This window comes from Candidatus Chromulinivorax destructor (assembly GCF_003366055.1).
Lineage (GTDB): Bacteria > Babelota > Babeliae > Babelales > Chromulinivoraceae > Chromulinivorax > Chromulinivorax destructor.
Genome location: NZ_CP025544.1, coordinates 1,022,195 through 1,043,242 on the forward strand (window position 1 = coordinate 1,022,195; position 21,048 = coordinate 1,043,242).

The window sequence follows — 21,048 nt, forward strand, 5'->3', positions numbered from 1 at the left end:
TTTTTTACAACCTACCAGAAACATAGCTACAAAAACGATAGTTTATCATAAAAAATTTAGATTTTGTTAACTCAATGTAAAATATAGGTACGAGCCTGCGATATCGCTCCGCTCATCTCCGGCAAAATGGTTTGCGGCGGCCACGTTACGCTTTTTCAGATCGAGAAAAGTGCATGAGGCTCACTGGCCTTGGGGTCCCAGGAGTGTTCAGAGAAAATGTAGGAAAAAATTCTGTAATAAAAAATTGGTTCACACAATCTAGACTCATTTGAGCACAAGGTGGGGTGGTTGTCACTATGCTTTTTTACTATCAATATAAATATATATAATTGTTTTTTTTTAGAAAAAAATGTATAGGATACGAATTTAGTATCATCATTAAAACAGGAGAATAAAAAATATATTTTTAAAAATTGTTATGAAATTGTGAATTATAATTTTAAAAAAGGATTATGAATGAGCGTCAAAAAAAAATCTAAATCAAGATGTTTTTTTACTATGTTCTTAGCGGGATCGCTCTGCGGATCAATAAATTACATGCAAGCTGATCCAGATGCATCATCTGATGATCTATCTGAAGAACCACAACATAGAATACAAATTACCGGAGCTTTAAACGTAACATTAGCTGCAATAGATACCGCAGTTGAAGTCTTAACTGGTGGCAATCCAACAGTAAATCTTTCAACGGTTCAAGATAATGGTGTTCCTACAGGTACTGTTATTGTAGGAGGAACTACGTACACACCTCATACCAATGATCTCACTTCACTTTCTCTTGGTGTATCTACTATAAAAGGTACTGATTTTAATCCTGCAACAGACAGTCTTAAAGCTATTTCTGATGTCGTAAGTTCTTTTAACGCTGATTTGGACGGCGTTGCAACATCAGCACAATCTGATGATATTATGGGTGCTGGTTTTGATAGCACAACAGACAGTCTTAAAGCTATTTCTGATGTAGTAAGTACGCTTGACCTTAACAATGTTGCGACAGTGGCAAACCAAACAACACAAGGTCTTGTTCCATTGGCGACATCAGCGCAAGCAGTTGATATTATGGGTGCTGGTTTTGATACGACAACAGACAGTCTTAAAGTTATTTCTGATGTAATAAGTACGCTTGACCTTAACAATGTTGCGACATTAGCAAACCAAACAACACAAGGTCTTGTTGCTCTGGCGACAAATGCACAAGCAGTTGATATTCTGCAAGGTAGTACGGCTTCAGGGACTGTTATAGTAGGAGGAACTACGTACACAGCTGATACGAATGATCTTACGTCGATTTCTCGTGCTATATCTGCTGTGCAAGGTGCTAGTTTTAATACTGCAACAGATAGTTTAAAAGCTATTTCTGATACAGTAGATGCTCTTAACCTTGAGCTTGATGGTGTTGCGACATCAACACAATCTGATACTATTATAGCAAATCAAACATCACAGGGAACTGGTGCACTGGCGACATCGGCTCAAGCTCTTGCTATTCAAGGTACTACTTTTGCGACAGGAACCGATAGTTTAGAAGCTATTTCGAACAATAATATTTCTGTACCATTTGCGACTGCAGCAAACCTTGCAACGCTGCAAACAACTGCAAATACTATAAATACGAATGTAACAACACTTGGCACTGCTGCACTGGCGACAAATGCACAAGCGGTAGATATTTTACAAGGTAGTACTGCTTCAGGTACTGTTATAACAGGTGGAACTACTTACACAGCAGACACGAACGATCTGACTTCGATTTCTCGTGCATTATCAGCAATAGAAGGAGCTGGATTTGCTACGGGAACAGACAGTCTGAAGGTCATTTCTGATGGTACTGATACTATTATAGCGAATCAGACATCACAAGGTACTGGCGCACTTGCGACTGCGGCAAATCTTGCAACATTACAAACAACTGCAAATACTATAAATACAAATGTAACAACACTTGGCACTGCTGCACTGGCGACATCGGCACAAGCCGTTGCTATTCAAGGTGCTACGTTTGCTACAGGAACAGATAGTTTAGAAGCTATTTCTAATAATAATATTTCTGTACCATTTGCTACATCAGCACAAGTTGGTACTCTTACCAATACAGGTGGAACAGCAACAATTGGTGCTATTCTAGGTGACGCTGCAAACATTAGTTTTGCGACTCGACTTACAACTATTGATACAGAGGTAGGTGTTATTGACGGCATTGTAGATAATATTCTTGTTGATACAGCAAATATTCTGGCAAATCAAACATCACAAGGTACTGACCCGCTTTCAACATCGGCGCAAGCAGTTGACATTCTGCAAGGCAGTACGGCTTCAGGTACCGTTATAACAGGTGGAACTACTTACACAGCAGACACGAACGATCTTACTTCGATTTCTCGTGCATTATCAGCAATAGAAGGAGCTGGATTTGCTACGGGAACAGACAGTCTGAAGGTTATTTCTGATGGTACGGATACTATTATAGCGAATCAGACATCACAAGGTACTGGCGCACTTGCGACATCGGCACAAGCTCTTGCTATTCAAGGTGCTACTTTTGCGACAGGAACCGATAGTTTAGAAGCTATTTCGAACAATAATATTTCTGTACCATTTGCGACAGCAGCAAACCTTGCAACACTGCAAACAACTGCAAATACTATAAATACGAATGTAACAACACTTGGGACTGCTGCACTGGCGACAAATGCGCAAGCGGTAGATATTTTACAAGGTAGTACTGCCTCAGGTACTGTTATAACAGGTGGAACTACTTACACAGCAGACACGAACGATCTTACTTCGATTTCTCGTGCATTATCAGCAATAGAAGGAGCTGGATTTGCTACGGGAACAGACAGTCTGAAGGTTATTTCTGATGGTACGGATACTATTATAGCGAATCAGACATCACAAGGAACTGGTGCTTTAGCGACGGCAGCAAACCTTGCAACACTGCAAACAACTGCAAATACTATAAATACAAATGTAACAACACTTGGGACTGCTGCACTGGCGACAAATGCACAAGCGGTAGATATTTTACAAGGTAGTACTGCTTCAGGTACTGTTATAACAGGTGGAACTACTTACACAGCAGACACGAACGATCTGACTTCGATTTCTCGTGCATTATCAGCAATAGAAGGAGCTGGATTTGCTACGGGAACAGACAGTCTGAAGGTCATTTCTGATGGTACTGATACTATTATAGCGAATCAGACATCACAAGGTACTGGCGCACTTGCGACTGCGGCAAATCTTGCAACATTACAAACAACTGCAAATACTATAAATACAAATGTAACAACACTTGGCACTGCTGCACTGGCGACATCGGCACAAGCCGTTGCTATTCAAGGTGCTACGTTTGCTACAGGAACAGATAGTTTAGAAGCTATTTCTAATAATAATATTTCTGTACCATTTGCTACATCAGCACAAGTTGGTACTCTTACCAATACAGGTGGAACAGCAACAATTGGTGCTATTCTAGGTGACGCTGCAAACATTAGTTTTGCGACTCGACTTACAACTATTGATACAGAGGTAGGTGTTATTGACGGCATTGTAGATAATATTCTTGTTGATACAGCAAATATTCTGGCAAATCAAACATCACAAGGTACTGACCCGCTTTCAACATCGGCGCAAGCAGTTGACATTCTGCAAGGCAGTACGGCTTCAGGTACCGTTATAACAGGTGGAACTACTTACACAGCAGACACGAACGATCTTACTTCGATTTCTCGTGCATTATCAGCAATAGAAGGAGCTGGATTTGCTACGGGAACAGACAGTCTGAAGGTTATTTCTGATGGTACGGATACTATTATAGCGAATCAGACATCACAAGGTACTGGTGCACTTGCGACTGCAGCAAACCTTGCAACATTACAAACAACTGCAAATACTATAAATACGAATGTAACAACACTTGGTACTGCTGCACTGGCGACATCGGCACAAGCAGTTGATATACAAGGAGCTACGTTTGATACAGCGACAGATAGTCTAGAAGCAATTTCTAATGCTTTGGTAGTTGTTGATGGTGTTGTAGATGATATACTTGTTGATACTGGAACGACGCTTCCGGCTCAAATAGCTGTACTTGGTTCTTCGGCACTTGCGACATCAGCACAAGCAGTTGCTATCCTGAATAATCAAACATCACAAGGTACTGGTACACTGGCTACTGCAGCTAACTTATCAACAACAAACACGACGGTAAATACCATTAATACTAACTTAGGTAATCCTGCAGCTGTGATAGGTGTGCCTTCTATTGCAGCATCTTTAAATAATATTCAAGGAGCTGGATTTTCTTCTGGAACAGATAGTCTGAAAGTTATTTCTGATGATACGGATACGATTATAGCAAATCAAACATCGCAAGGTACTGGTGCATTGGCGACGTCGGCACAAGCAGTTGCTATTCAAGGTGCTACTTTTGCGACAGGAACCGATAGTTTAGAAGCTATTTCGAACAATAATATTTCTGTACCATTTGCGACAGCAGCAAACCTTGCAACACTGCAAACAACTGCAAATACTATAAATACGAATGTAACAACACTTGGCACTGCTGCATTGGCGACAAATGCACAAGCGGTAGACATTCTGCAAGGCAGTACGGCTTCAGGGACTGTTATAACAGGTGGAACTACTTACACAGCAGACACGAACGATCTTACTTCGATTTCTCGTGCATTATCAGCAATAGAAGGAGCTGGATTTGCTACGGGAACAGACAGTCTGAAGGTTATTTCTGATGGTACGGATACTATTATAGCGAATCAGACATCACAAGGTACTGGTGCTTTGGCGACATCGGCACAAGCGGTTGCTATACAAGGTCTTGGTTTTGTTACAGGAACAGATAGTCTAAAAGCTATTTCTGATAATACTATTTCGGTACCATTTGCGACTGCAGCTGCTTTGTCGACGACGAACTCGACGGTAAGTACGATTAACACTAACCTTGGTGATCCTGCAGTTGGGACCGTTGCAGGTAATATCGGAAGTCCTGTAGTTAACACAGCAGCTTCAACATTAGCTCTTGTTCTAGGTGATCCTACAGCATCGACTCCTTCGGCTTCAGCTTCTATTGCTGCTGCTTTAGGTGGTATCGAAGGTGCTAGTTTTACTACTGGTTTAGCTGCTTTGTTTATTATTTCTCGACAGACTGCATTAGCTCAAGTTGTTGCTGCAGCAAGCAGTTCTGCAATAATAACTGATGCAACTGCTGGCGGTGTAGGCTTTCTTAACTTTAATATCACTCTGGCAAACTTACGTGCAGCTATTATTACAGCTACGGCAGTGGGAGGTCAAACCAAAGTTAATATTGATGCTATAACTTCAACTGCAGATCTTGCATTCACATCAGCAGCAACTGAAACAATCACAGCACCATTTACACAAGCAGCATATCAAGCTGCTTTACAAGCATTATCACTAGCTTCAATAAATTGGTCAGCTTTCTACTCATAAGTAGATTTATTTTAAAAAGGATTAATGGTAAGAGCCCTGACTATAAAAAGTTGGGGCTCTTTTTTTATATGCTATGCATAGGCTGTGTGAACTAAATTTAAAAATTAAGATACACGCGTACGATATCGCTGTGCTCATCTACCAAAATATGAGTTGCGGGGACCACTGTACGTTTTTTAAGTTAAAAAAATAGTGTATGAGGCATACTGGCAAGCAAATTCTTGGAGTGTTCCTAGAAATCGTAGGGTAAAACTTGAGAGTGAAAATTGGTTCATTTAACCCAGATTGTGCTACAAGGTATGCTGGGGATGACCATCGCTATTTTTAAAATTTGAGGCGTTACTTGGAACAAAATTTGTTATTTGTTGCAATTGTATACCACTCTTATTGTAATCTATGCAATGGATGATTACGCACTACAAATAACGCAAAAAAAATTGTAAAAAATATACTTGCTTTTTACAAAAAATGTATCTAGGATCATGACAATTATTATAATCTCCAAGAAAGGATTGTTTATGTCTATCAAAAAAAATGCTAAATCAACATTGTTGACTGCTTTATTAGTAAGTTCACTATCATGTGGTTTACAAGCAAGTGATATGATCGAAGAAGAAGGCACAAGATTACAAATTACAGGTTCATACAATCTGTTATCAGCAGAAATCGCTGCTGTACAAGCAAGTCTTGCAGCAGTTCCGTCAGTTGCTCAAGCGTCTGCAGACAAAGTAGCTGCTTTAGCAATTAGTCCAGTAATTAATGCGTTTGTACTTACTGGTACTGGTGCAGGTACATATAATAGTGCTGTTGCTGCACTAGCTCCTTTAATTACTACAGCGTTAGCAACTCCAAATAATGCAAATATTTTAGCTGTGCAAACATCTATTAACGCTCCTTCTACTGGTTTGCTAGCAGCAGCGGCAGGTCAACTTTTAACACCATATGTAACAGCATCTGTTCTTGCTGCAGCAAATGAATTAAACGTTGCTGTAAATGCTTGGTTAGCTGCATACCCTGCGTAATAAACTGCGATAGTTTTACATCATTTTGATGTTTTTGGGAGTGACTTTGGTCACTCCCTTTTTTTGCGTGCAAATTCTGGCTGTGATGTTTGCATCTGCACCTGCATATTGTTAGGGGGCTTGCGACAATAATTTTCTTCTTTGTTTTTTAATTTTGTTTATACAGGGTATCTTGCGCACTCTATTTTGATGGTAGTGCGTGTACCAACATGATCTGAAAAATGTATAAAAAATTGTGAAAAAATTTGCTTGCATTTTAAAAAAATCTATCTAGGATGATGGCAATTATTATAATCTCCAAGAAAGGATTGTTTATGGCTATCAAAATGAATGCTAAATCAAAAACGCTTCTTACTGTTTTACTAGTAGGATCACTATGCAGTCTACGCGCAAGTGATTTGGTTGAACAAGAACCAAAAAGATTGCAAATTACTGCAGCAACTGAACAAATTTTAGATGCAATTGCTGATGTTTCAACATCTGGCCAAACAAGTGCTATTCAAGGTACTGGCTTTAATACTTCAACAGACAGTCTTGTAAATATTTCTAACAATACTACAAATGTGCCATTGGCAACAAATGCACAAGCAGTTGATATTTTACAAGGTAGCACTGCTGCAGGTACTGCTATCGTAGGCGGAACTACTTTCACAGCTGACACAAACGATTTAACTTCAGTTTCTCGTGGTTTATCTGCTATGGAAGGTGCTGGTTTTACATCAGCTTTAGCTAGTCAGTATGTTAATGCTCGTAATATTGCATTAGGTCAAGTTATTGCTGCAGAAGGTAATTCTGTATTAGTAGATATTTACACTGCTGGAACTGGTAATGGAACTTTCACTGCATTAAATACAAATTTGGCAGCTATATCGACTGCTATTACTGCAGCTATGACAACTCCAAGTAATGGTACTATAAGTCCTATTCTTACAGCTATAAATACTGCGCAAACAGCTATGTTTACAGCAGCTGGAGCTCCGCATTCAGCTGAAGCAGTTAATGCTGGTTTACAATCATTAGAATTTGCTGTAAACAACTGGTTAGCTTTCTACCCATAATCTGATTGATCTAACAACGATAGCTGGGTAACTAGTTTTCTTTGAAATTGATTCATAAAAAAGCCTCAACGATAAAAAGTTGGGGCTTTTTTTGTGCGTCTGACGCGCGCATAGTCTGTATGATGCAATAGTGCGTTCGCAATTTTAAATTTGTTGTAGCATAAAATGCTATAATTTCTTCTTTGTAATTTGTCATCGTATTACCTGGTAACACTCTTGTATAGAAATTTGATATGCAGAACTTATGGTTTGTGCATTTTTTATAAATCTGCGATACTTTTCATATAGAATTTTTTTAAGATAGATCATTTTGTCAACATAAGGAAAGTAGTTTTTATTATTGCACTGCTCTTATAAAAATAATATGTTCGTATCTATAACTATAAAAATAAAAGGTTTTTTTATGAAAAAAAGTTTATTCGTAATTGTATACATTTTTTCTGCAGTATCGTTATGTGCAAGTCAAGGTCAAGAGAGTCATCTGTTATTGACACCTCAAGAAACCAGGGAATTGTCGTATTGGAAAAATGTTGAAAACTTACGTACAGCCCGTTATCAAAAATGTATTGAGAGTAATAATAACACGCTTACGATGTATTATGGTCTTGAGGTAAAGATAGCACAACTTCGTCAGCGAGTAATTTTAGAGCCAGAAAATGTTAAAGAATATACTTTAAAAATTGAACAGTGTCTAAAAGAGCGATACAATAATACGCATAAATAAGAACTATGAATTGAGTTATTTTTGTCAGGTTGTGTGAACCAAAGTTTTGCCTGGAGTTTTTTTATGAAACCTCCAGGCATTTGCGCGTCCTGGGTCATCATGTACTTTTTTCAACTAAAAAACCGTCACGTGGCCACCGCCATCTGATAAGCGTAGTAAAATACAAATCATGCGATTGTCCAGGTAATTTGTTCCTGTTTGGTATAAATTACCTGGAAGATTGTGTTGCGGTTACAATTTAAGGTACATTATGTCTTGAAAAATAGATGGTAGTATCTGGAGCATCTATTATAACCTATTACCATTAACTTTAAAAAAGTGATAAAGTATTGTCATTTTTAGATATGAATCTTTTTCGATTTTGTTAGACTAAATGAGTTGTTTTTATAAGCATAATTTACAGGGGGATGTATGGTACAGGTAGCAGGTATGAATAGTATGTGGAGCCTTATTTTACAAGGCGATGCGATGACAAAATGTATCTTGATATTTCTTGTGGGAATGTCGGTGCTGTGTTGGTCAATTGCGCTCTATAAATTAGTACTATTTTCTATAAAAAACAAACAACTCAATCAAGTTGTGCAAGAATTACAATCTGTTCAGGATTTTAAAAATCTATTTGCGGTTGCAAAAAAACATGCAAAAACGTTACCAGGATATTTTCTGTCGCAGTCATTACGACATTTTAAAGAACTTTTATTGTTAAAAAAATCTGGTAAACAAGAGTATGCACAAGGTGCAGGTATCGATTTTTTACAGATGCAAATGAATCAATCTATCGATGAAATTTTACACCAAGAAGAGTCACACGTTTCTACGTTATCGTTGTTTGCAGCAGTTTCTCCGTTACTTGGTCTTTTAGGGACGGTATGGGGATTAGTGCATTCATTCTTAAGCATTAGTCAAAAACAGTCAGCTGACATTGTGACCGTAGCGCCTGGTATTGCAGAAGCGTTGATTACCACGATTGCAGGGCTATTAATCGCGATTCCAGCGTTGATGTTGTATTCGTTTGTCAGCAGCAAAGTACGAGAAATCGAGTTTCAGTTGTATATTTTATCAGATAAAATGATAACGATTGCTCGCAAGGTAATTGTTGAAGATCTGATATCGGTAGAGTTTGATGAAAATTTTATGCATGATCAGTTAGATCGGGAATAAGTATGAAAAATTTTCGTTCACGACGGGGACGTCGAGCTGTCGCATTGCCAGAAGTTTCTTTAACGCCGTTAATTGATACCGCGTTGACGCTACTTGTTATTTTTATGATCACCACACCGATGATGAATAATGTTATTAAAATAAACTTACCGTCATCATCAGTTAATGAAGGTAATAGCCGCGATCAGCAAGAGACGATTGTGTATGTTGATAAACAAAGCAAGCTGTATTTAAACGGTGCAGAAATGAACTTGCAAGCAATCTTGCTGAACTTACAAAAAATGAGCCAACATAAAGAAATCGACATTGTATTTGTTAAAGCTGACCAGGATGTTGAGTATGGCAAGGTGATTGAACTTGTTGATATTATGAAGACAGCTGGCGGTATAAAATACGTAGCTCTTGCGACACAACGTGCAGTACACTAAAAAAACGTTAAAAAAAGAGATTTTTATAGCGGTCATGGTAGCACATTGTGTGCTCCTCATGCTTGTCATCGTTTCCCAAAAAGGGGATTTTGAGCACGAAAAATTTCTTATCAACACAAACTCTTTAGGATCGACGGTGGTGTTTATGCCATTGCATAAAAAAGTTGCTCTGCAGCAACCAAGCAATGTCATGCAAAATTCATCCCAATCACGCCGTGTGATAACGCATGAGGTCTATCAAAAAGCCTTAGCATCTGCGCAAAAAAAGAGTAAGCCTGCCGTTGTACCAAAAAAAGTTGCACCTAAAAAAAGTGTACCAGTCCGACAACCTACAAAAAAAGTTACGACGCAAGCTGAAAAAGCATCGACAACCATCACGTCAGAAAAAATGATGCCAGTCGTCGAGAAAAAAAAGATTCAGACTGTTAAAAAACTGGTTACACCTGAGCCAAAAAAAGTAGCAGAAAAATCTGTTGATAAGAAAAAAGTTATCGAAAAGCAAGTTGAAAAAGCTGTCAAAAAAGAAACAATTGCTCCTGTTAAAAAAGAGATTGCAATTGAAAAGAAAATAGAACCAGCTCCAGCTGAAATCGCTGAAAAAGTGCAACCAGGTGAGCACGTTGCATCGGTACAGCCTGAGCCAATTAAACAAGAAGTACCTGAACTTCTTCAAGCTGTTCAACCTAATCAAGAATCTATTGAATCTGATGATGGTGATGAAAATCTTGATCTTGATTTGAGTAACGTTTCGTTTGTTGGTCGCCACGATCTTGAAAAATATGAGATACAAGAAAAGATAAAAGCTGAGATTACCAAGCACTGGAAGTTTCCGTTTGGTGTGAGTAAAACAACGTCATGTGAACTTGGCGTTACCGTCGGACTTGATGGTAAGGCGCTGCTTGTTATGATTAAAAAAGGTTCAGGAGTTTTGGTCTATGATATGAGTGCAAAAGCTGCAGCGTATCAATCACGATTCCCAAAAGAAATGTACGGTAAAGAATTTACAATTGTGTTAGGTTGCTGATGAAAAAAACTATATTCTCTATTTTTTTGATGATAAGTTTTGCAACTTTTGGTTTGCAAACGCAAGAAGAGTCGATTCATATTGCAGTTTCTGCAATGAAGCACGAAAAAATATCGATTTTACTCGGCACTATTGGTGATGTGTCAGCAGAGTTACATGAAGTGGTTGGAACAATTGCATCAGATTTTCAGATGACTGAGCAGTGTAACGTTACGGTTCAAAATTTTTCTTCGTTGCAAAAAAAGTCTCAAATTAAAGATCTTTTTACAAAAAAATATTATATCGCAATTTTTATTATACAAGACAAGCATGGACTCAGCTGGCGTTTGTACGATACGCACAATGCAGAGATGCTTGCAGGTAAAAAGTATGAAAAAAAAGGGACGATTGTTCGTGGTTGGGCTCATAATCTAGCTGACCAAATCTGGCAAGATTTTATGGGAACAAAAAGTTGTTTTTCGTCAAAAATTGCCTACTGTAAGCAAGTCTGGGTTAAAGTCAATGGTCGAGATAAAGTGTATAAACATGTCTATATTGCTGACGCTGATGGCAAACATGCACGCGTATTGGTCGATATTCCAACCGTTTGTTTAGCGCCACGATGGAGTAACCAGCCAACTGATCCAATTGTTTTTTATTCAGAAAATACACTTTCTAACGTCCGATTAGTGATGGCAAATATGTTTGGTAAACGCAAAACGATTTGTAGTTTTGATGGTTTAAATATGTTGCCAGCTTTTTCGCACGATAATAAAAACATAGTCTTCTGTTTATCTAAAGATGGGTCAAGCCAGTTGTACCATTCGTTTATCAATGCTGAAAAAAAACGAGTATTTAATCGTATGACCAGCAACAATGCAGATAATTTTTCACCATGCTTTATAGATGACAACACGATAGTTTTTGTTTCTGATTACAAAACATCTAAACCACAAATTTATGCAATGGATATAAAAACGTTACAGATTACGCCGATCACCAGCGACGGGTACTGTGCATGCCCTGCGTATTGTCCTGCAAACAATAAATTGTTGTATTCAAAAATGGTTGGCAAAGGTATGCAGATTTTCTTGTATGATTGTGCTACCAAGACTCATGAGCAGTTAACAACTGGTGCTGAAAGCAAAGAGGAAGGTTCATGGTCACCGTGCGGTAATTTTATTATTTTTGCTGCACGATCACACGGCAATAGTAGAATTGCTCGGTATAATTTATTAACGGGTAAAATGCATTACATGACGCCAAAATCTGAAAATTGTACCTACCCAGCATGGTCACCAGTGCATACGGTATTTGTTGAGTAACTAAATTATTATGTTTTTTCCATCTAACGCTGTCAGGTTGTTATAATGAATATAAAAAATAGCATCGTATGCATGAGCTTATTATTTTTTGGAATGTATACTTCGTTACAACTTTGTTGTGAAAATATTTTGCGACCTCAACTGGACTGTTGCCAAGGAGTTTTTCAACCAGAAGTTGATGTTACAAGCAATGAATGTTGTGGTGTTTCGTATAGCACGGTAGCGCTGACACTGACATCCTACACTTGTTTACAAAATTTAGCATGCTATGAGCCTTGCACGTGCAGTGTCCCGGTATCGTGTATTGGATGTTGTTGTCTTACCATTGGTGATCAATTACCAACCGAGCAAGCTGTCTATAAACCATTGCCAGATTTTTATGAAGATAATCCAATTTATAAAAATAAAGTGCGAGCATGGACAGGCAGACTCAATGCTCAATTACATACCATAGAAGAAGACCCTGAAGAACATTTTTAATAAAAAAAGGGAAACGCATTTTTATGCGTTTCCCTTTTTTTTAATGAATCAATGCTAAGCTGTGCAAATTAAATTTAAAAATTAAGATACAGGCCTGCGATATCGCTGCGCTCATCTCCGGAAACATTTGGTGGCCGCCATTTGACGATTTTTTAATAAAGAATTACGTTGCAAGCTGACGTACAATCTATGCAAAAAATGAAGCAAATTTTGAGAAATTAAACTTGGCTAAGATTTAGAATGAGTGCATCAGGCCCACTGGCCTGCCGATTCCCGGAGTTTTTTTAAAAAACGTAGGGCAAATTTTCATCGTAAAAATTTTATTCACTCAACTTAGAGATAGTTTGTAGCCTTGGCTGATGCCAAGGTTTTTTGTTGTCTGTGACGTTGAGATAGTAAAAATATGAAAAAATAGGTATATTTTGATCTTTATGATTGTACAAAAAATTTAAAATTCGAAAGATCTTAACCATGAAAAAAATTGTCGTCGGCCTGATTTGTTTACTTGGCTTTGGTTTTTTATATGTTGTTATGCAGCAGCAACGACATGAAGAAAGCAAAGCGGTTTATACCATCGGAATATTGCAAACAGCATCGCATCCAGCACTTGATGCAGTTGCACGAGGATTTCAGGAAGAGCTACAACGACTTATGGGTGATACCCCAATTGCTTGTGTGGTACAAAATGCCCAAGGTTCAGTAGCATCTGCTCACACGATTGCACAGCAGTTTCATGGATCAAAAAAATATGATCTATTCTTTACGATTGCAACGCCAGCGGCTCAAGCGATGCATGCGGTGGAAAAACAACGACCAATTATTATTGCTGCGGTAACCGATCCAGCTGCATTAGATCTTGTGTATCAAGGAAGTAACGTTTCTGGGGTAACCGATATGATTGATGTCCCAGCTCAAGTTAGTTTGCTACAAAAATTAGTACCTACTGCAAAAAATATTGGAATAGTATTCACGACAGGTGAAACTAATTCGCTTGTTTTGGTTGCACGTATGAAGTCTGAGCTGATCAAAGCAGGGTTAAACCCGATTGAATTTGCGGTTGGTTGCGAATCTGACGTACAGGCGGTGATGCAAGTAGCATGTCGAAAATCTGATTGTATTGTGACCCCAACTGACAATACCGTTGCATCAACAATTTCTCTCATCGCTACCATTGCTCGTAGTTATAAAAAACCATTAATTGTGAGTGATAATATGTTAGTAGCTGCAGGGGCTTTAGCTTCGTGCGGTGTTGATTATGAACAAACCGGTCAACAAGCTGCTCAATGTGCATGTGCATTGTTAACCAAGGTGAAAAATATTACAGAGCTGCCGGTAGAACAACCAGTTTGTAATCAAGTGTATGTTAATCAAGAAACAGTACAACTGCTTGAAATTGCTATTTCTGAAGATTTGCGACCATCTCTTACTTTTGTTTCGTAAAGGAAATTGTAGAAAGCTGCGATGTTGCAGTGATAATTTCTGGAAGCAGTAGGGCGTAACCCCAGAGCTATTGAAAGTTAAAAACTGCCTACGATTTTGTTATCACAAAATCTCCGGAAATTTGACGGCGGCGGCCGTACATCGCTTTTTTATACAAAAATATGAGTTGGATAGCGAAAAGTTTCCATATACTAAAAATTTTATAAAAATAAAATTGTATTTTAAATTTTTAACAAGTATGGGTGGAACTCATGATATGCTTTTTTATTAAAAAATAGTGGATAAGGCCCACCGGCCTCCAGCAAATCCCCGGAGTTTTTATAAAAAACGTAGGGCACAATTTCATAGTCAAAATTTTGTTTACAAAAACAAGGATATTTATTTTATAAAGGAAATCATCATGATTGAATTACTCCAGATGCTCCAAGGTATTCTTGAACGAGGGCTTATTTTTAGTTTCATGGCAGCAAGTATGTACATCGCAACACGGGTCATACATTTTGATAATTTATCGGTCGAAGGAGCGTTTGGGCTTGGTGGAGCAGTGACAGCGTATCTGCTTGTTGCGGGGTATAATCCTTGGGTAGCTTTTGTTTGTGCGGGATTAATTGGAGTTGTATCAGGAATTGTAACTGGTCTATTGCATACAAAACTAAAGATCAATGCATTGATTAGTGGCATTGTTGTGACCACTGGTTTGTTTTCAATTGCATTAAAAATTGCAAGTTCAAACATGACGCTTGGCAATAAGCCGACGATCTTGAGTTATTTGTCTTCATGGAGTATTGTCTATACACCATTCGTAATTCTTGCGCTTATAGTTACGTCTATTTTTGTGAGCATACATTGGTTTTTAAAAACTGAAGTTGGGTATCTTTTGCAAGCAGTTGGTGATACGCCACAAATGCTTACCAATATTGGTAAAAATGTTGATGTGTATGTTATGATGGGGCTTGCGATCTCAAATATGCTTGCTGCGATCAGTGGCTCACTATTTGTACAATATTCAGGATATTTTTCGATCTGGGCAAGTGTTGGCATTTTGATTATTGGATTAGCAGGAATGATTTTAGCGCAAACGATAAGTTCTCAATTTGGTCTAGCTTTAGTTGCAGGTTCAATTATTTATCAAGCAATTATAGCGCTGACGTTTGAGTTACAATTTGATCAGAATTGGAACAAGTTAATTACTGCAGTTTTGATTGTTGTGCTCATTGTTATCAATCAATCACTACAAAAAAAGTAGCGTCATCACAAAGGCTGAGTGAACCAAATTTAAAAAATATAAACACCTACGATATCGCTACGCTCATCTCCGGAAACATGGTGGCGGCGGCCACAATACGCTTTTTGTTACGACAAAAAAGAGTGTGTAAGCCTCGTGCATCATGCAAATTCCTTAAATTTGTGTAACAACGTAGGTTTGAAAAATTATAACTGAGTAGTTAGAAAATAGGACCTGTTATGTTAGAACTTAAAAATATTAATGTGCAATTCGGTCACAATCATGTGCTTAAAAATTTGTCGTGTAATGTTGAGCAGGGTGATTTTATTGTCGTACTTGGAACAAATGGAGCGGGAAAAAGCAGTTTTTTTGATACGATTGCCGGAAAAATCAAACCAACATCAGGCCAAGTTATGATTGATTATGAAGACGTAACGTCATTAGATGAACTGCAACGATCTGGCATGGTGACTCGAATTTTTCAAAATACTCGTTTAAATTCAGTTGGCTGTTTAACGGTTGCTCAAAATTTAGCTTTTGCTCATTACAGCCGCAGGCCAGCACAGTTTGTCGATGGAATGTCTCATATGCCCCGTGAAAAAGCAATCGCATTAGTTGAACAAGTTGGTATGGATGCATCGATTTTAGATCGACCAATGAACGCTTTGTCTGGTGGTCAACGACAATTGATTGCATTTGTGATGTCTACGCAATTAATACCAAAAATATTATTACTTGATGAGCCTACGGCAGCACTTGATCCACAAGCTTCTACAAAATTATTAGAGTATGCTGCAAAATTTATTAAAAAGCATAACGTAACAACGTTGTTGATTACGCATGATCCGCAGATTGCATTAAGTGTCGGTAATAAAATTTGGATTTTGCAAGATGGTCTTATAGCACAAGAATTTGGTATTGATGATAAAAAAAATCTGCAACCACATCAGCTCATCGGTCAGATTGATTATGATGCTTTACAAAAAATTTAGTGACTTTATCAAGCCCTGGAATATTCCGGGGCTTTTTTTTATGTAAAAAGTGCATCAGGCACACCGGCCAGCACATCCCCGGAGTTTTCATAGAAAACGCAGGGCAAAACTCTCTGATACAAAATTGATTCACTCAATCGAGTATCATTGCATTTTTGTATATTTTATATTACGGTGATGGCAAAGAATTATTACCAAAAAGGAGATGCGTATGTTCTACGATAAAAAAACAGTAATATTTTTGTCTTTATCGATCTGCTTTTCGTTATCAGCAGACAGTTGTACTGAGACAAATGTTAAAAGCAAAGCTGATAAGTTACAAAAAGATGCAAATACTTTAAAGGCAAATGCAGCAAAGTTGCAAGATGATGCAAATACACTGAAAAGTAATGCTACAAAATTAAAATCAGATTTAGAAACATTACAGGTTAATTGTATAAAACTTGAAACATTGCAACAAAATGCTGATGCTCTTGATGATGCAGTTGCTCAACTTACGACATTATCAACTCAACTTAAAAAATAATAGATGATTGTTATCTGGGTTGAGTGAACAAAAATTTTATTATTTGTTGTCCTGCGTTTTCTATGGAAACTTAGGGAATTTGCAGGATGTGTTGACCTGATAAAATTTTAAATTTGGTTCACATAGCCTACAGTTTTTTAACATCAGATAGTGATAATAGAGTAAAAATTATAGAGAGGATTGTATTTTTATGAAAAATAAAAAAATAGTATTGTTATTCGTTTTGTTATGTTGCCCGATGGTCGTACTTGCTAAAAAAAACATAATGAAAAGCGTTTCGAAAGGTTTTAATAGCGCAACAAAAAGCATTTCAAAAACAGCTACAAGTGTTGTAAATAGTACAGAACAGACAGTAACTGCTGCAGCAAATGTTGTTGTTAATACCGCTACAGAATTAGTAACTGCATGTGATACTTATAATGATAAATTAGCTGATTATTATACCGCTTTAGACCAATATAATACAGCTTTAGCGACGTACCAAAAAGATTTGGCTTCTTACAATAGCGATCTTGTAAAATATACTGCCTTGCAACCTCAAATTGATGCTATTAATGATGCAATGAAAGATTATGATGCAGAGCATGCTGAATACAAAACAGGTTTAAATTCATATAACACTCAAGCAGCAGCATTTAATAAAAAAGCTGGTAAGATTCTTGCACCGATATTAACAGAAAGTACAACGCCTAAAAGAACAGATTATGTTGGTAAAACATTATCGGGTGATCTAACAGGAATAGATTTTTCTTACCAGGATTTAACAACGACTATTTTAGCTGGATGTAATCTTACCAATGCTGATTTTACTTCTGCTAATTTAACGGGCGTTAATTTGAATGGGACTTTATTAGCTGGAGCTGATTTTACTCGTGCTAATTTAACCAATGTAACATTCTGGGCAGCTGATCTGCATGGAGCAGATATGACAGAAGCTATCCTAAAAGGAGTTGATTTGACCAATGCAAATCTTGCAAATGTAGTTGGTTTAACTCAGCAGCAATTAGCAACGGTAGCAAAGAAATAATAATTTACAAAAAATAAGCATATAAAAAAGGCCCACTTTATATCTAGTATAAAGTGGGCCTTTTTATCTGTCTTTTTTAATTAAGCAGCTTGTCCAGCTCTTTTTGCCGCAGCTTTTTTTACAGCTTCTGCGTGTGCTTTTTTACTAGCAAGAGCTCTTGCTTTTTCTTTGCCTTGAGCACTACCATCTTTGCGAGCAGCTTGTCTATCATCATTACGTGCAAATTTGTCTTCGTGTCCAGCAAATTTAGCTTTTACAGAACCATCACGACCATCACGTTTTTCGCCACGGTTCTCACGTTTTTCGCCACGTTTTTCTTGTTTATTGTCATTACCTGCAAATTTGTCTTCACGTCCATCAAATTTAGTTTTTGCAGAAGCGTCTTTTTCTTCAGCAACACCTTTTTTATCTTCAGCAGCAGCTTCATCTTCGTCAGTCATGCTTGCTTTTTTACCTTTAACAGAAGCAAATTTTGAACCTTTTTCGCTATTTGCACGACGTGAATGTGGTTTTTTTGCTTCATCTTCACCTGTGAAAGTCATTGATGTTGAAAGTAACATAGACAATGCTAATAATTGTAACTTCTTCATACGATTCCTTTTTTTGTTCATAATGAACGGTTGTATTATTAAAAAAAATGTATCAATATTGGTTTCTTTGTGTCAACGTTTTTAATTTTTTCTCTAGATTTTTACCTTCTCTTTTCTGTAAAAATTACGGGGATGTGCTTGCCGGTGGGCCTGATGTACTATTTTTTTACATCAAAAAAGCGTAACGCGGCCGCCACCACAACTATTTTCGGAGATGAGGGCAGCGATATCGAAGGTTTTTTATGCACATCTACATTTAGTTGACACCGCCGAGCAAAATTGTAGGTTTTACAAGAGGTCTATTGACAAAAACTTTCTAGATACGTAAAGTAACAGATGAATACAATCTAAAAAAATTAAGGAATATTTTGTGAATATCATAGCGACATTTTCTGTGTTGTTAGTATCTGTAGTTAAAGTCGGGACGATTTCTTCTCCCTGGCAACTATAATTCACGTTATATTCTATTTCTCATCTTTTCCCTACAAAAATTTTTAATCTATTGGCCTTGCTGGCCATAACTATCTTCATTTTTTAAACATGATCGTTTGTTTACGCTCACGATCATCTGTGTTACGCTATATTCTTTATAAAAATTATTGTGGAAGTGAAAAATATGAAAAATATTTTTAAAAAAATTCTGATATTAACTGTTGTAATGAGTGCTTTAAGTTTTGTTGCCTATGTGGTATTGCAACAAATGAATTTTGTTCAAAGTGATCAATCTGCTGTTACAAAAAAACGCATTGCTATTTTTGAACCGGCAACACACCCAGCAATTAATGAAATTGCTCAAGGGTTTATCGATGAAATGAATACGTCTGAATGTCACTATGTTTTTACTCGTTATAATGCCAATGGCAACAAGATGTTACTACAGGCGCAAGCTCAAGAGATCTTGCAATCATCCTATGATCTTGTTTTTACGATTGGTCTTGGTTGTTCTGTCGGTATGAAAGAGGTAACTGCAAAGCAGGGACGTAACTTGCCCATAGTATTTTGTGCGATAGATGATCCGATAAAATTTAATGTACAAGGCGAAAATATAACTGGAGTTATTGATACGACAAATTATCAAGAACAGCTTGCGCTTGCATTGCAGGTACAACCATCAATTAAGAAAATTATTTTGGTGTACGATGTATCGCAAGGCTCTGGCTTAGAAAAAGATAAAGAGTCGATTGTTGCTATTTTGCAAGAAAAAAATATTGATTGCAAACCAGTTGAAATTAATGGATTAACAGAAATACAGCAAAAAGTTTCTGGATTTATGGCTGATACAGATCTTGTCATGATTTTAAAAGATAATACGATTGTCTCTGGCATTGATACGATTATTAAATTGTGTCAGCAGTATAAAGTTCCTTTGCTTGCAACAGATTTAAATTCAGGTCAAAAGGGAGCAGCATTGGCGTATGGTATTCATGAAGCTGATTCCGGAAAAGAAAGCGCTGTTCTTGCACAACTAATTATAGAGCACGGCCAACAACCATCTCAAATTCCTGTCGTTGCAGTAAAAAACATGGTCATGAAAATTAATCGTCAGCAAGCAATCAAGCAAGGTTTACATAGTAATTTTGATACAATTACCAGTTCTGAAATTCACATAGATTAATAAAAATAGAACACAGGGGCTTGCGATATCCTACCAAAACAAGCCCTTGTGTTTGATGAGATAAAAAAGGTTTGAAAATGTATAATTTTATCATGATTGTGCTTGAGCAGTCGTTTATATATTTGCCCTTAGCATTGGGTGCTTATATAAGTTTTTCTTTGTTAAAAGTGCCAGATTTAAGTTTAGAATCAGCATATCTTATGGGTGGTTTAGCTGGAACAACAGCGTTATCATACCTTGTAGGGTATCCTCTTGGAGTAACGTTTGTTCTGACTATTATTGCAGCGATGTGTGGGGGTGCTTTGGTAGGTCTTTGTTCAAGTTGCATGACTTCATTTGGTAAAATTCCTCATTTGCTCTCAGCTATTATGACGTTTGGCCTGTTTCATGGAATTTTTCAATTCTGTTCGCCAGCGTATCAATCATTAGCTGCATATGATAATGGGTTCATGCTTTTTCCTTACTTTGCTCTGTATCCTGAATTATGTGCCCTTGGTATGGTTGGAATCATCATGACCTTGATAATCAGCTATCTTTTAACCACGCAGCTTGGGTATAGTTTTGCAATATTTGGTCACAATCCAAAATTTTTTAAACATTTTGGTATTGCAACTTCGTATGTGTTTATAACTGGCATGATGATCTCAAATGGTCTTGCAGGGTTAGCAGGATTTTTATTTGCACAAACAAGTAATTTAATTGAGCTCAATATGGGAATTGGTAAATCACTATTTTGTATTACCGCGCTCATTTTGGGTCGATCAAGTATCGCATCTAAAAAAAGTTCAATCATGATCCCCGTCACTGGTGTCATAACTTATTTTGCACTGCAACAAATGCTCTTAAAGATTGGATTTAATTTAAAATATTTTACGATGATGCAATCGTTGCTCGTGCTTGTTATTTTATTGATGACGTCTACAAAAAATAATGATCATCATGATCAGTTGGGAGTGTAAT

17 protein-coding genes are annotated in these 21,048 nt (G+C 37.3%); 16 read left to right on the top strand and 1 reads right to left on the bottom strand.

Annotated elements, in window-relative coordinates; all coding sequences use genetic code 11:
- Positions 1-456 precede the first annotated feature (456 nt).
- The 14 genes from C0J27_RS04905 (at position 457) to C0J27_RS04970 (ending at position 17,883) form a co-directional block, all read left to right on the top strand.
- On the top strand, positions 457-5,472 hold the full coding sequence (locus C0J27_RS04905) for a beta strand repeat-containing protein (protein WP_115586057.1): 5,016 nt from the start codon (positions 457-459) through the stop codon (positions 5,470-5,472).
- A 518-nt stretch (positions 5,473-5,990) separates the two neighbouring features.
- Positions 5,991-6,494 (top strand): hypothetical protein, encoded by a 504-nt coding sequence (locus C0J27_RS04910; RefSeq protein ID WP_115586058.1) that lies wholly within the window; start codon positions 5,991-5,993, stop codon positions 6,492-6,494.
- Between the two features lie 314 nt (positions 6,495-6,808).
- Positions 6,809-7,552, top strand: coding sequence for a hypothetical protein (locus C0J27_RS04915; protein ID WP_115586059.1), 744 nt, complete (start codon positions 6,809-6,811; stop codon positions 7,550-7,552).
- Between the two features lie 403 nt (positions 7,553-7,955).
- The gene (locus C0J27_RS04920; protein WP_115586060.1) at positions 7,956-8,276 is read left to right on the top strand and encodes a hypothetical protein; all 321 of its coding nucleotides are present in this window, start codon (positions 7,956-7,958) and stop codon (positions 8,274-8,276) included.
- Positions 8,277-8,687: 411 nt separating this feature from the next.
- The gene (locus C0J27_RS04925) at positions 8,688-9,437 is read left to right on the top strand and encodes a MotA/TolQ/ExbB proton channel family protein (protein ID WP_115586061.1); all 750 of its coding nucleotides are present in this window, start codon (positions 8,688-8,690) and stop codon (positions 9,435-9,437) included.
- 2 nt (positions 9,438-9,439) lie between these two features.
- The gene (locus C0J27_RS04930) at positions 9,440-9,865 is read left to right on the top strand and encodes an ExbD/TolR family protein (protein ID WP_115586062.1); all 426 of its coding nucleotides are present in this window, start codon (positions 9,440-9,442) and stop codon (positions 9,863-9,865) included.
- On the top strand, positions 9,852-10,889 hold the full coding sequence (locus C0J27_RS04935; protein ID WP_162801819.1) for a TonB C-terminal domain-containing protein: 1,038 nt from the start codon (positions 9,852-9,854) through the stop codon (positions 10,887-10,889). The genes C0J27_RS04930 and C0J27_RS04935 overlap by 14 nt, the downstream gene beginning before the upstream one ends.
- Positions 10,889-12,193, top strand: a complete 1,305-nt coding sequence (locus C0J27_RS04940) for a beta-propeller domain-containing protein (RefSeq protein ID WP_115586064.1) — start codon at positions 10,889-10,891, stop codon at positions 12,191-12,193. The genes C0J27_RS04935 and C0J27_RS04940 overlap by 1 nt, the downstream gene beginning before the upstream one ends.
- Positions 12,194-12,238: 45 nt before the next feature.
- A complete protein-coding gene (locus tag C0J27_RS04945) occupies positions 12,239-12,673 on the top strand; it encodes a hypothetical protein (RefSeq protein ID WP_162801820.1) in 435 nt (144 codons plus the stop codon).
- A 471-nt stretch (positions 12,674-13,144) separates the two neighbouring features.
- Positions 13,145-14,113, top strand: coding sequence for an ABC transporter substrate-binding protein (locus C0J27_RS04950; protein ID WP_115586066.1), 969 nt, complete (start codon positions 13,145-13,147; stop codon positions 14,111-14,113).
- A gap of 400 nt (positions 14,114-14,513) precedes the next feature.
- Entirely contained in the window at positions 14,514-15,359 is an 846-nt protein-coding gene (locus tag C0J27_RS04955; protein WP_115586067.1) for an ABC transporter permease, read from the top strand.
- 218 nt (positions 15,360-15,577) lie between these two features.
- A complete protein-coding gene (locus C0J27_RS04960) occupies positions 15,578-16,330 on the top strand; it encodes an ATP-binding cassette domain-containing protein (protein ID WP_115586068.1) in 753 nt (250 codons plus the stop codon).
- A gap of 211 nt (positions 16,331-16,541) precedes the next feature.
- On the top strand, positions 16,542-16,856 hold the full coding sequence (locus C0J27_RS04965; protein ID WP_115586069.1) for a hypothetical protein: 315 nt from the start codon (positions 16,542-16,544) through the stop codon (positions 16,854-16,856).
- Between the two features lie 190 nt (positions 16,857-17,046).
- Positions 17,047-17,883, top strand: coding sequence for a pentapeptide repeat-containing protein (locus tag C0J27_RS04970; protein ID WP_115586070.1), 837 nt, complete (start codon positions 17,047-17,049; stop codon positions 17,881-17,883).
- An 80-nt stretch (positions 17,884-17,963) separates the two neighbouring features.
- On the opposite strand, the gene C0J27_RS04975 is transcribed toward C0J27_RS04970, so the two are convergent.
- Positions 17,964-18,473 carry a hypothetical protein gene (locus tag C0J27_RS04975; protein WP_115586071.1) on the bottom strand — a complete coding sequence of 170 codons (510 nt, stop codon included), beginning with the start codon at positions 18,471-18,473 and terminating at the stop codon, positions 17,964-17,966.
- Positions 18,474-19,089: 616 nt separating this feature from the next.
- On the opposite strand from C0J27_RS04975, the gene C0J27_RS04980 reads away from it, so the two are divergent.
- Positions 19,090-20,088, top strand: a complete 999-nt coding sequence (locus C0J27_RS04980) for an ABC transporter substrate-binding protein (protein WP_162801821.1) — start codon at positions 19,090-19,092, stop codon at positions 20,086-20,088.
- 77 nt (positions 20,089-20,165) lie between these two features.
- On the top strand, positions 20,166-21,047 hold the full coding sequence (locus C0J27_RS04985; RefSeq protein WP_115586073.1) for an ABC transporter permease: 882 nt from the start codon (positions 20,166-20,168) through the stop codon (positions 21,045-21,047).
- Position 21,048 lies beyond the last annotated feature (1 nt).

What these genes read in the sequence shown, in the direction of transcription:
- C0J27_RS04905 (WP_115586057.1), top strand. Translation starts at nt 457, where the DNA reads ATGAGCGTCAAAAAAAAATCTAAATCAAGATGTTTTTTTACTATGTTC.
- C0J27_RS04910 (WP_115586058.1), top strand. Translation starts at nt 5,991, where the DNA reads ATGTCTATCAAAAAAAATGCTAAATCAACATTGTTGACTGCTTTATTA.
- C0J27_RS04915 (WP_115586059.1), top strand. Translation starts at nt 6,809, where the DNA reads ATGGCTATCAAAATGAATGCTAAATCAAAAACGCTTCTTACTGTTTTA.
- C0J27_RS04920 (WP_115586060.1), top strand. Translation starts at nt 7,956, where the DNA reads ATGAAAAAAAGTTTATTCGTAATTGTATACATTTTTTCTGCAGTATCG.
- C0J27_RS04925 (WP_115586061.1), top strand. Translation starts at nt 8,688, where the DNA reads ATGGTACAGGTAGCAGGTATGAATAGTATGTGGAGCCTTATTTTACAA.
- C0J27_RS04930 (WP_115586062.1), top strand. Translation starts at nt 9,440, where the DNA reads ATGAAAAATTTTCGTTCACGACGGGGACGTCGAGCTGTCGCATTGCCA.
- C0J27_RS04940 (WP_115586064.1), top strand. Translation starts at nt 10,889, where the DNA reads ATGAAAAAAACTATATTCTCTATTTTTTTGATGATAAGTTTTGCAACT.
- C0J27_RS04945 (WP_162801820.1), top strand. Translation starts at nt 12,239, where the DNA reads ATGAATATAAAAAATAGCATCGTATGCATGAGCTTATTATTTTTTGGA.
- C0J27_RS04950 (WP_115586066.1), top strand. Translation starts at nt 13,145, where the DNA reads ATGAAAAAAATTGTCGTCGGCCTGATTTGTTTACTTGGCTTTGGTTTT.
- C0J27_RS04955 (WP_115586067.1), top strand. Translation starts at nt 14,514, where the DNA reads ATGATTGAATTACTCCAGATGCTCCAAGGTATTCTTGAACGAGGGCTT.
- C0J27_RS04960 (WP_115586068.1), top strand. Translation starts at nt 15,578, where the DNA reads ATGTTAGAACTTAAAAATATTAATGTGCAATTCGGTCACAATCATGTG.
- C0J27_RS04965 (WP_115586069.1), top strand. Translation starts at nt 16,542, where the DNA reads ATGTTCTACGATAAAAAAACAGTAATATTTTTGTCTTTATCGATCTGC.
- C0J27_RS04970 (WP_115586070.1), top strand. Translation starts at nt 17,047, where the DNA reads ATGAAAAATAAAAAAATAGTATTGTTATTCGTTTTGTTATGTTGCCCG.
- C0J27_RS04975 (WP_115586071.1), bottom strand. Translation starts at nt 18,473, where the DNA reads ATGAAGAAGTTACAATTATTAGCATTGTCTATGTTACTTTCAACATCA.
- C0J27_RS04980 (WP_162801821.1), top strand. Translation starts at nt 19,090, where the DNA reads ATGAAAAATATTTTTAAAAAAATTCTGATATTAACTGTTGTAATGAGT.
- C0J27_RS04985 (WP_115586073.1), top strand. Translation starts at nt 20,166, where the DNA reads ATGTATAATTTTATCATGATTGTGCTTGAGCAGTCGTTTATATATTTG.